Genomic DNA, 10,789 nt, shown 5'->3' with positions numbered 1-10,789 from the left:
GTCGACGACTTCCTGCCCTGGAACTGTGCCGCCAAGCTGGCCGGCTGAACTCCGCTTCCCAGCGGTGTAGCAAGCATCATCTCGTTTTTGCTACCGGTGCTCAAGACGGTGCTGGGATGACGCTTACATCTTCACTGCTGAAGCGGTTGCTCAGATGCTCGCTTTTGCTCAGCGCTCTTGGTACCAACGGGAAGCCGGCGGTGTCCTGCTCGGTCGCTATTTGCTGGAGTCAAACGATGTGGTCGTTGACGAGGTGACCACTCCACAGTGCAGAGATAGGCGCTCGCGGTTTGCGTTCTTCCGGTCATCAAACCATCATCAGTTGGCGCAGGAAAAGTGGAAGCTATCGAACTCTACTCTTGCTTACCTTGGGCTCTGGCACACTCACCCGGAGAAAGACCCTTTGCCTAGCAGTGTGGACCGTCATGACTGGGAGGATGCTGTTGCAAACCATGTCTACCATGGTGACCGCCTGTACTTTCCTATCGTCGGAACCGACTGCATCCGAGTCTGGACGAAAAGCCAAAGCGGGGCCATCAGAGAACTGCCGCGTGTTTAATACGCTATTTCAGAAGATGACGTAGGGTATGCCATTGGGCGTTCTCGGTGTCTATGGAGTATTGAGGGAAGACTCAGCTTCAAGCGGATGTGTAGCGTGTACCAAGCGATGCCCGCTTCTTGATTGGTAGCCGAAATCCAGCTACCACATCCTGGACAGTGCAATGTCGGACTCGCCTGCATAAGCTGCAAACAACACCTGGAGCCTATTGTCTTCGGCACCGACTACCTGCCTGCCTCGACTACCGAAATTTGCTGTTGACCATCAGATGGGATAGCTAAGCCCCAAGGGTAAGCCGGCTCTAGTGAACGCTCATATTGGTAGACGATAAGGTTAGGATGTAGTCGTCGGTCATACGCCATTCCCATGCGTATCGCTAGACTTGCTGGAGCGGCAAGGACGAGGTGAATGCGCTTCGCCCCTACATTCATCAACTGCTGTACGGCGTCCCTAAACGCAGTTACGAAAGCTGCTTGCTTCTCCTCTGACCAAAAGCGGTCAGCCAGGTGCTCTTCTGCATCCAAGCGTACTACCGGATACCGGGGGAAGGTTTCGGCCAAATCCCCTCCATCTACATGGTAAGAACACGCTACGACCAAGACAACTTCGCCTATCGACACGGGCAGGCTCGACATATCGAACGCACATAGGCGCTTGCCGTCATCAAGCCCTTTGGGCAGACCCCAAGCTTTTAGGTTTCGGTTCCAGTCGAAGATTTCTACGTTGGCCGCATCATCCATCAGCACACCGGCCGCAAATAGCGAAGGTACGGCAGCTAGCCCACCGATTGCTAAAAACACGTCCGCAGAGTCCCTACCAGCTGAGAGTGCCTCAATGGTTGTCATCAAACCATTGAGCTTCTGCGCAACTAGATGCCTATCAACTAGCTCTCCGTTCCGCTGTGGACGGAAATCAAGAACTATGGACTGCCGCTGTCCCAGGAAGTCGCGCATGATGGCATTCTTCGCAGGCGTATCAGGAGCGCCGTAGAGCCCCTTGAGCTCGACCACAATTAATAGTTGACGCCGCTCCTTCTTGATGTCTCGGGCAAGTTCGCGTATGAGCAGACCGCTTCCGAGAAAAACGAGAAAAGCACCTATAGCGTAAGCGCCGTTGACAGCCAAAGATGGCAGCCCTCCTGAAGTGCCCACGTGCACCTTGACTGACGAGTCAGGGCTTTGATACTCCGCTCCAAAAACGATGTCGGCGCCGAGCGTAGTGATGAGGATGAGCGCTCCGTACTTGAGCAACTGTAGGCCTAGCGAACGGGGGCGAAAAATCCACTCTATCCCACGGTCGACAACTTTGTAGAATAACTGAAGCATCTCTTCTCTGGTCAGGTAATGAAGTTGTAACTCTGCCGTGTTTTAGGAATCTTGACAATCAGTAATTTTAGTTTCAAGAGGGAAGTGCGGCTAGTTCATAGTTTCCTCTTTAGTAAAGTCAAAAAGTTCTATAAAGAAAACGTTACCTCTTAGTACAATAGGCGTACTATTCTTTTTACTTGTTGGTAAGCTTGTTTATCTGTGTTCGAACTGCAATGTTTGGAGCTCTTGCATGGTTACCCCAGATAGCATAGATACAGCGCCTCAGCCAAAGAACGTAGCTGAACGGATACGAAATTTGCGGGATTCGGTATTCAGTCGATGGGAACTTTCTATTAGAGCAGCAATTCTTGAAACTAAAGACCTTGATAGTCAAGCTCTAGTCAACGGGCTAATTAGATTTTACGACGACATAGCACTTGCGCTTATAAACGATTCACCGTATACGGCCTCATCACCTGGGCACGGCTCAAGTTTCCAGCATGGACGTGAGCGCGCAACTTTAACTCAATATGGCCCCAGCGACGTCGTCAAAGAAATCCAGTTACTTCGTCAAGCTCTATTTGAGACAGCAGAGCTCTATAACATAACTCTCGATTCCCGTCATCGTTCTATTATTTGCCGTTCATTTGACGCGGCAACACTAGACGCGATAAATTGCTTTTTCGTAGCCCAGAAGGAAATTGCCGAGACTTTCATTACATCACTCTCGCATGACCTCAGGAACCCTTTGAATATCGCAAACGTATCTGCTCAGTTGATTGAGAAAAAATCTGATAACTCATCCGTAACGGAATACGCTCAGCGCATCCGGAAAAAGCTAGCTGAATTAGACGCGATGATTCAAACATTGCTGGACGCAGCATTTCTCAAAGGACGTAAAAAGTTACGCTTGAGAATAGTTCAGTTTGACATGATGGCTCTAGCAAACGAAGTCTGCGATGACATGATAATGCCAAATAGGCCCATTATAATTAACGGCGCCCCTGTAGTGGGATATTGGTGCAGCACCTCAATAAAGCGCGTTTTTGAGAATTTAATTTCAAATGCACAGAAATATGGCCAACCGAATACACCAATAAGTGTGCTTATTGGAAGCGGCGATGAAGGGGTTGTTATAGAAGTTCATAATGAAGGCACTCCTGTTCCGGCCGAAGACCGGCATCTTCTTTTCAGCACATTCCATCGTTTCGAGGAAGTCAACGTAAGAGGATGGGGCCTAGGTCTTCCATTCGTTCGATTAGTTACGGAAAGCCATGGCGGAAATGTTTCGGTAGTGAGTACGCCAGAAAATGGGACTACCTTTAGAATCACCATGCCTTTGGACTGCCGCGCTCACGAAACTTAGTTTGTGGTTGAGTAGCCACACTAATCTCCGAGAAGGCTTATATCCTTCGAAATTCACTCAATACCACGGATTTATTTTTCTCGGTTCAAAACCCGCAGAATTGTATCGCTGCGCCGTTTTAATTACCTGCATCTTCAGCGCTGCTAACTTCTAACCGTGTATTTTAAAGTTACCAAGCCGCTATCGGTGCCAAATCCGGGAACGATTCTTGCACTGTTGAAATAATTGTTCCACTTCTCTCATCATCGATTCGCACCGCTGTTGACCAGCCAATCGTGCGCTAGTTAAGCCTTGATATACTTACATCGACAGACGTAACGATATTGCATCACTTTCTCTATGCCCTCTTAGACGAGTCGTCGAAATCGTCAAATTGGGAAAAGATATTCGGCACATGAACCCGGTTCTAGTGCGAGACTGCGAGCATATTTATGGAATTTGTTGCGAAGAGCTGTATTGGAGTAATTTTCTTAAGCACAGCGTTAGCTGTACAGGCACAAACACCTGGGTCTGATGCTATCCCTGCGTTTAAGAAGCTCGACTCAATCGAAGCACGTGTGCAAGGTTGTGTGACCTGTCACGGTCAACAGGGCCAAGGTACCGGGAACGGATACTTTCCGCGTATTGCTGGCAAGCCGGCTGGATATCTCTACAACCAACTCATCGCGTTCCGTAACGGCACTCGCCACTATCCACCGATGAACTATCTGGTGATGTATCTTCCGGATGCTTATCTCAAGGAAATGGCTGAGCATTTTGCAGCTCAACGGCCTCCTTATCCTCCTCAGGAACGTCCCACTATTGGGAAGACGGCCTTCGACCGGGGGCAGGCATTAGTAGTCAATGGTGATGCTAGCAAAGGCATTCCTGCATGCGTTGCATGTCATGGAAAAAGCCTTATGGGGATGGAGCCAGGCATCCCCGGTTTGGCTGGCTTGCGGTCAGCCTATATTGCCGGCCAGCTGACTCGGTGGAAAGTTGGAGAGCGCAAGGCTGCAGACCCTGACTGCATGAAGCGTATTGCGAACAGGCTTACCGATGAGGACATCGCCGCTGTCTCGGCTTACCTGGCATACCAAACGCCTCCGACAGCCGCGTCACCGGAACCCTCTAACTTAGTTCGAATGCCATTTGCTTGTGGCAGCCAACGGTAGGTGTCTATGCGTAAAAGTGCTCGAATCGCTCTCATAGTAGGCGCTATTGGCCTCTCAGCGGCCGGTGCCCTCTACTTCCTTCGACCTGGCACCCTGCCTGAAAACAAGGCTACGGCTAACAATGCTGCGGCTCAGCTTGATGCCTCTACTCAGCTCATCAACAAAGGCGAGTACTTAGCTCGACTCGGAGATTGCATCGCGTGTCACACCGAGCCCAACGGCGCCCCTTTCGCCGGCGGTAGAGCGATGCCCACACCGTTCGGAGCACTCTACGTTCCTAACATTACACCTGACGATGAGACAGGTATTGGCCTCTACACCGCCGACGAGTTTTATCGAATGATGCACCAAGGGGTTACGCGTAGCGGCGAGCTTATGTACCCTGCCATGCCATATCCTTCCTATACGCAGGTCACACGAGAAGACTCGGATGCCATCTATGCGTATCTGATGTCAATCAATCCAGTTAAGAAGAAGAACCGCGAACACGAACTTCGCTTCCCTTACAACAACCGTGACCTCCTTATCGGTTGGCGTAGCCTGTACTTCAAAGAAGAAGAGTTCAAGCCAGACCCCAAGCAGACTGTCGAGTGGAACCGTGGCGCCTATCTAGTTAAGGGGCTTGGTCACTGTTCGATGTGCCATACCGCCGTGAATGCTCTTGGTGGCTCGTCGGAGGCGAAGGCGTTTGAAGGCGGTATGATTCCGAACCAGAACTGGTATGCCCCTTCCCTCACCTCCAATAGAGAGGCAGGTCTCGGCAACTGGTCCATCAAAGAGATTACTGACCTTTTACAAGCTGGGGTTTCTCACCGTGGTACCGTCTATGGCCCGATGGCCGAGGTCGTCTTCAACAGTCTTCAGTACATGACGGATGAGGATGCGAAAGCAATGGCGGTGTACTTGAAATCGCTACCTCAGAAGGACAACTCGCCACCTCCAACAAGTCAAGCACGCCTTGTCAATCCTGAGACCATGGAGTTGGGTAGGAAGGTGTATGTAGCCCAATGTGCGATGTGCCATGGTGACGAAGGGCGCGGCCAGCCTCCTCACTACCCGCTGCTGGCGAACAACCAGTCCATCACGATGGAGTCCCCCGTCAACGCAATTCGTATGGTCCTAAACGGGGGCTACCCGCCAGGCACGAAGAAGAACCCCCGCCCACATGGCATGCCGCCGTTTTCTCATATTTTGAACGACGAAGAAGTCGCGGCCGTGACAACGTATATCCGTGTTGCCTGGGGTAACAGCGGTACCCCCGTGAATGCGAAGCAGGTAAATGAATTGCGTACTTTGCTCCCCGAATGAGGAACAATCATGCCTACATCCGAAGAGAACGACCTCGAGCTAGAGAAGAGAATTGATGAGATTGTTAGTCGCGGCCCCTCTGGCGCCTTCGCAGTTGCGGGAGTTGCGACAGCCTTAGTCGTCGCGATGTTCTTCATCTTCTACTTCGTTGTGTATCTACCCCGGGGCACAGTGCAATGACGCCATCCAATCCGACTGACCCGCACGGTGATAAGCATCACGTGTCTGAAGCTGTTGCTAACGCAGCAGAACATCGCTGGGCCATCATCGTTCTGCTAATCATTGGGTCGCTCATAGCAATGATGGTGTTCACGGGCGTTCATTGGGCTTCAATGCCCCCTTCACGTGTAGAGACAGTTGATGTGAAAACTCTTCATTTGAAGGGTGAATTCGTCGAGAACAACCTAGGCACCTCCATTGAGAAGGACGGACGTGTCATCGTCAGGCTCATTGCGCAGCAGTACTCCTTTGCACCCCAGTGCATTGTCGTTCCAGCAGGAATTAAGGTCACCTTCCGCGGTACGAGTACAGACGCAATCCATGGCTTCGTCGTAGGGCAGACCAATGCAAACACGATGCTAATACCAGGCTTTGTATCAACCTTCACCACTTCGTTTCCCAAAGTAGGCGAACAGTTGATGCCCTGCCATGAGTACTGTGGTACCGGGCATGAAGCTATGTGGGCCAAAGTTCAAGTTATTTCTCCTGAAGAGTTCTTCGCCAAAGCAAAGTCGGCAGAAAGGTTGAGCTGTGTACCTCGCTAAGAGACTAGTGTTAGCGCATTTCTGGGTCGCGTTCATCGCCTTTTTTGCGGCTGTGCTCTTGGGCGAGTGGCAGATGTACGTTCGTAGTCCGCTGTCCCCTTGGGTGAACAATCCGGAGTACTACTACCGCTCTGTAACCGGACATGGCACTGTTATGGGTTACGTCTTGCCGACCCTAGTTGCGATGGGCTTTGGCTACGCGATAAGCGAGCTCGCCCTGAAGCGGCCGTTGATTGGTCTGCGTTGGGCATGGGCGGGCTTCTGGCTGGTTATTGCTGGTACCTTGATGGCAGCGACAACGACCGCGTTGGGCAAGTCGTCAATCCTGTACACCTTTTATCCGCCGATGATTGGTAGCTCGTTCTACTACCTAGGCGTCGTCTTGGTGGTTGTCGGCTCATGGATTTGGGTCGCGCTAATGTCAGTGAACCTGTATGCCTGGAAGAAAGCGAATCCTGACGCTACTGTGCCGTTGGCCATGTACGGTAACGTGGCAGGCGCGTATCTCTGGGCGTGGACGTCGGTTGGCGCCGCGATTGAAATTCTGGTCCTAATCCTGCCGGCATCGCTCGGATTTACTGACACTATTAACGCTGGCCTGGCTCGTGTGTTCTTCTCCTGGACACTACACGCTATCGTGTACTTCTGGCTCATGCCTGCGTACATCGCTTTCTATACACTCTTTCCCAGAGCAATCGGTGGTCGGCTCTACAGCGATACGATGGGGCGCGTCGCCTTCGCGCTCTTCCTGGTGTTCTCGATGCCTATCGGTATCCACCATCTTTTCGCTGACCCGCAAGTTGGCGCCGGCTTCAAGTTCGTGCACGCGGCGATGACCGCTATGGTGTCGATACCCACACTTCTCACGGTCTTCACAATTGTGGCGTCTGCAGAGGTAGTTGGACGTCTGCGCGGAGGTAAAGGCCCGTTTGGCTGGGTGAAGGCTCTCCCTTGGGATAACCCGATGATGCTCGCAGTGACCTTCGCGTTCATCATGCTTGGCTTCGGTGGCGCCGGCGGCATCATCAACATGAGCTATCAACTCAATGAATCCATCCACAATACCCAGTGGGTGACGGGCCACTTCCACCTGATTTTTGGCGGAGCTATCGTAATCATGTACTTCATGGTGGCGTACGAACTCTGGCCCCAGTTGCGCTCTTCAAACCCGCTGCCAACAAAACTCATCAGAACACAGCTATGGCTCTGGTTCATCGGCATGATGATTCTCACGATGCCCTGGCACCTCGTCGGCCTCTATGGCGCGCCACGCAGGATGGCTTATTACGACTACACGCACCCTGCGTTGGAGCCCCAAGCTATAACCGTGACAATCTCAACCTTCGGAGGCCTACTCCTCGTCATCTCCGCGGCCATGTTCTTGTTCATACTCGCGCGCGCTAAGCCGCAGGCTGCCACTGTTCCGGAGTTTGTATTCGCTAAGCCAGTTCATCCTACAAGGCCTCCTGCTGTACTCAACAAGATGGGCTTATGGGTTGCGATGATGATTGCTCTTACAGTAGTCAACTACGGATACCCTATCGTACAGCTGGCCCTCATGCCAGACGCTTCGGTACCAATCATTCCAGTTGGAGAACGGTGATGCGGGAACACGGCTTCTTTTCTCGGTCGAATCGATGGACCTGGGTAAGCGTTGTAGCCTTGGTGGTCGTTACGGTCCTATCTATACTCATCGGTTTTGGTTGGTTGCCATCAGCCCAGGCTGACTTCCGGGCGCAGGGGCTCTGGGACAGTATCTGCCGCGCAGCAGGTGTGCCGAGCAAATGGATTGAAGAAGGGAATCAGAAGGAAGCCGTCGTCTCTACGAATGTTGTACTGGTTCCAGCAATGGCAAAGCAAACTTCTTCTGCGTCAATTGGCCGGGGCGCGACGCTCGCGTTGAGCTGCACAATGTGCCATGGCGCCCAGGGCATGAGCAGGTCTGACGCACCTAATTTGGCTGGACAATATCCAGAGGTCGTGCAAAAGCAACTTCTCGACTACAAAAATGGACATAGGCAGCATACGCTCATGGTCGCTCTGGCAAAAGGACTTAGCGACCAGGACATTGCTGACCTAGGAGCTTACTACGCGAGCTTGCCCAAAGCGAGAACGGCACCGACTACTTACGATGAGTCGCTGCCTGCTCTGGTTCGAGTTGGAGACCCAATGCGTAACATCGCCCCATGCATCTCATGCCATGGTGGCACTGACCAGAAGCTTGGAGCGCCGTGGCTTGAAGGGATGCCGAAACAGTATCTTGTTGTACAGTTAGAAGCCTTCAAGCAGGGACATCGTCGCAATGACCCACAGCAGCAGATGCGAAACGTCGCCCGACTCATGACCGCACAAGAGATTGATGAAGTCTCTACGTTTTATGCAAGGAAGGCTGCCGTTGCAGGACACTAAGACCAGTGACACCCACTGGAGCTTATCGGCGTGATGCGATTACGCCAACCTCATCTATCTCTTGATAAAGCGGATTGTCTCCGACCTGACGGACTCATCTACTTCACTTAGCCTGGGCACTTGCTTATGGATGGGAAGGTTCCCGGATGTGCTTCGAACGGCGAATGTATTGCGGCCATTACGCTTCGCAATGTAGAGCGCCTCGTCAGCAAGACGCAGTAGGTCTGATATCGTAGTTGCGCCACCAGCGTGAAACGCTAATCCAATGCTAGTGGTCACGCTTAGTACTGCGTCGCCGACCTCGAATGGTAGTCGAATATTTTCCAAAACACGGTTTGCAAAGTCCGCCGACCTTGCTCCCTCGGCCATTGTGTCGTACAGAATTACAAACTCATCGCCCGCAAGACGGACTACGGTATCCGAAGCTCTCACTGCAGTTGTAAGCCGCTTAGCGAACTCAATGAGCACTTGGTCTCCAATGCCGTGTCCATACTTATCATTGATTTGTTTGAAGTTATCGACATCTAGATAGGCTAACATCAACGGCTGGGAACTCCGCTCACTGGCTGACAGAGACTTAGCGGTGACCATCTCAAACTTACGTCGGTTGCCGATGCCGGTCAGTGGGTCGGTAAGCGCAAGCTCGGAAAGTTTCCCCTCGGCCGTTGCTCGTTGCTGCGACAACGCGAAAAATGCTCTGCTAAGGTCGCCAACCTCATCCTTGCGAGCAATATCTAGTACGTCTATCTCAGCACTGCCCTCTGTGATGCGTCCCACGTTCTGCCTAAGTTGCGTAAGGGGAGTTAGGAAGCGCTGGGCTGCCAGAAGACCAAGGATAGTAGCTGCTGTAGCAACGACAGCGGATGCCAACCATATGTTTGCTCGTGCTTCCGATAGCCCAGCAAAAGCCTCTGCTGTGGGGTATACACTGCCCATAATCCAGTTAACTTCATTAATGCGCTTGTACGCGATAATGGCCCGGCGCCCGTCTTTAGAAGTTCCTTCACGCCATCCTTCGAAACCTCTGAGTGCCGCTGCAGTGGTTGGAGTCGGTCCACCCGGCTCTGCAAAAACATTTGCAAGAATCCTTTTCTTATTAGGGTGCTGTAGAATGTTTCCTTTAGCATCTAATATAAAAAAGTAACCTGTTTTTCCTGGCTTGACTGCGTTAAGCTGGCTCAACAGTCGAGGGTCGCGTAAATCAATGCCTCCGACTATGACAAAAATCATTTGCCCTTGTGCATCGAAGACAGGCTGGGTAATCACAACTGCTGGTTCCCCATGCATTGGGCTATTAAATGGTTCGGAAACGACGCTAGCTCGATTACTTACCGTTTGTTTGAAAAAATCATAGGTGTTTGCGAATGTGCTTCCAATGCCGTACTCATCTTCCATGTTAGCGATAAGCTCACCATTAGGTTTTAATATCACAACGTTGAAGAACTCTTCGTTTAGCGCTCGATGCGTTCGAAGAAATGTTTCGACTGAGCCTGGACCATCTTTCAAATTCTGAGACAAATGCTCAGCGATTGATTTGAGAACGACTCTTTTGGCTCGAATATCACGCCCCACCAAATTCGCTGCGCTGGCTACAAGGGATTGTACTTCGTTACCAACTACTGCCTTCATCCGATATTCGACTGGATTCAGACTGGCGAGCGCAACGAGAAAAGCAGAAACAGTGCTAAGTACAACAACTAGTGCTGTAATGCGAAACCGTAATGTCCAGGTATTCAGCTTTAGCATTCGTGCCCTGTAGGTTTGACTCTAGCGCTAACCATTGAGCGTTAGCACAAGCTAAGATAGCCGACTTACGCTCTCGCATGCCGTTATTTGTCAGCTCATCAAATTATCTTGATTTCTCGAGCCTGCCAGCAAGAAGCGGCTCAGCTAGCTCGCCTGATGAGGTCAACGATGTTGGT

At 51.6% G+C, this 10,789-nt stretch carries 9 protein-coding genes; 7 read left to right on the top strand and 2 right to left on the bottom strand.

Going from position 1 to position 10,789, the window contains the following annotated elements; all coding sequences use genetic code 11:
- Positions 1–127: 127 nt before the first annotated feature.
- On the top strand, positions 128–559 hold the full coding sequence (locus FG94_RS28660) for a Mov34/MPN/PAD-1 family protein (RefSeq protein WP_081926178.1): 432 nt from the start codon (positions 128–130) through the stop codon (positions 557–559).
- A 224-nt stretch (positions 560–783) separates the two neighbouring features.
- Here FG94_RS28660 and FG94_RS26290 read toward each other — a convergent pair whose 3' ends face one another.
- Positions 784–1,884: an SAVED domain-containing protein gene (locus FG94_RS26290; RefSeq protein WP_051997059.1), complete on the bottom strand. Its 1,101-nt coding sequence runs from the start codon at positions 1,882–1,884 to the stop codon at positions 784–786.
- A gap of 232 nt (positions 1,885–2,116) precedes the next feature.
- Here FG94_RS26290 and FG94_RS26920 point away from each other — a divergent pair, with 232 nt between their 5' ends.
- The 6 genes from FG94_RS26920 to FG94_RS26905 all read left to right on the top strand — a co-directional run bounded on the left by FG94_RS26920 (position 2,117) and on the right by FG94_RS26905 (position 8,867).
- Positions 2,117–3,232, top strand: coding sequence for an ATP-binding protein (locus FG94_RS26920; protein WP_081926177.1), 1,116 nt, complete (start codon positions 2,117–2,119; stop codon positions 3,230–3,232).
- A gap of 431 nt (positions 3,233–3,663) precedes the next feature.
- On the top strand, positions 3,664–4,386 hold the full coding sequence (locus FG94_RS26915) for a c-type cytochrome (RefSeq protein WP_081926176.1): 723 nt from the start codon (positions 3,664–3,666) through the stop codon (positions 4,384–4,386).
- Positions 4,387–4,392: 6 nt separating this feature from the next.
- Positions 4,393–5,694 (top strand): cytochrome c, encoded by a 1,302-nt coding sequence (locus FG94_RS24140; RefSeq protein ID WP_036216949.1) that lies wholly within the window; start codon positions 4,393–4,395, stop codon positions 5,692–5,694.
- A 176-nt stretch (positions 5,695–5,870) separates the two neighbouring features.
- Positions 5,871–6,458 (top strand): cytochrome C oxidase subunit II, encoded by a 588-nt coding sequence (locus FG94_RS26910; protein WP_081926175.1) that lies wholly within the window; start codon positions 5,871–5,873, stop codon positions 6,456–6,458.
- A complete protein-coding gene (locus FG94_RS24130) occupies positions 6,445–8,061 on the top strand; it encodes a cbb3-type cytochrome c oxidase subunit I (RefSeq protein ID WP_036216945.1) in 1,617 nt (538 codons plus the stop codon). The genes FG94_RS26910 and FG94_RS24130 overlap by 14 nt, the downstream gene beginning before the upstream one ends.
- A complete protein-coding gene (locus tag FG94_RS26905; protein ID WP_081926174.1) occupies positions 8,061–8,867 on the top strand; it encodes a cytochrome c in 807 nt (268 codons plus the stop codon). Before FG94_RS24130 ends, FG94_RS26905 begins: the two co-directional genes overlap by 1 nt.
- A 54-nt stretch (positions 8,868–8,921) precedes the next feature.
- Here FG94_RS26905 and FG94_RS26900 read toward each other — a convergent pair whose 3' ends face one another.
- Positions 8,922–10,613 carry a sensor domain-containing diguanylate cyclase gene (locus FG94_RS26900; RefSeq protein WP_081926173.1) on the bottom strand — a complete coding sequence of 564 codons (1,692 nt, stop codon included), beginning with the start codon at positions 10,611–10,613 and terminating at the stop codon, positions 8,922–8,924.
- Between the last annotated feature and the right edge of the window lie 176 nt (positions 10,614–10,789).

Source organism: Massilia sp. LC238, assembly GCF_000735635.1.
Taxonomy (GTDB): Bacteria; Pseudomonadota; Gammaproteobacteria; order Burkholderiales; family Burkholderiaceae_D; genus Telluria; species Telluria varians.
The sequence above is the reverse complement of the archived record's forward strand: the minus strand, read 5'-3'. Positions and strand labels throughout refer to the sequence as shown.

What these genes read in the sequence shown, in the direction of transcription:
- FG94_RS26900 (WP_081926173.1), bottom strand. Translation starts at nt 10,613, where the DNA reads ATGCTAAAGCTGAATACCTGGACATTACGGTTTCGCATTACAGCACTA.
- FG94_RS26910 (WP_081926175.1), top strand. Translation starts at nt 5,871, where the DNA reads ATGACGCCATCCAATCCGACTGACCCGCACGGTGATAAGCATCACGTG.
- FG94_RS26290 (WP_051997059.1), bottom strand. Translation starts at nt 1,884, where the DNA reads ATGCTTCAGTTATTCTACAAAGTTGTCGACCGTGGGATAGAGTGGATT.
- FG94_RS26920 (WP_081926177.1), top strand. Translation starts at nt 2,117, where the DNA reads ATGGTTACCCCAGATAGCATAGATACAGCGCCTCAGCCAAAGAACGTA.
- FG94_RS26905 (WP_081926174.1), top strand. Translation starts at nt 8,061, where the DNA reads ATGCGGGAACACGGCTTCTTTTCTCGGTCGAATCGATGGACCTGGGTA.
- FG94_RS24140 (WP_036216949.1), top strand. Translation starts at nt 4,393, where the DNA reads ATGCGTAAAAGTGCTCGAATCGCTCTCATAGTAGGCGCTATTGGCCTC.
- FG94_RS26915 (WP_081926176.1), top strand. Translation starts at nt 3,664, where the DNA reads ATGGAATTTGTTGCGAAGAGCTGTATTGGAGTAATTTTCTTAAGCACA.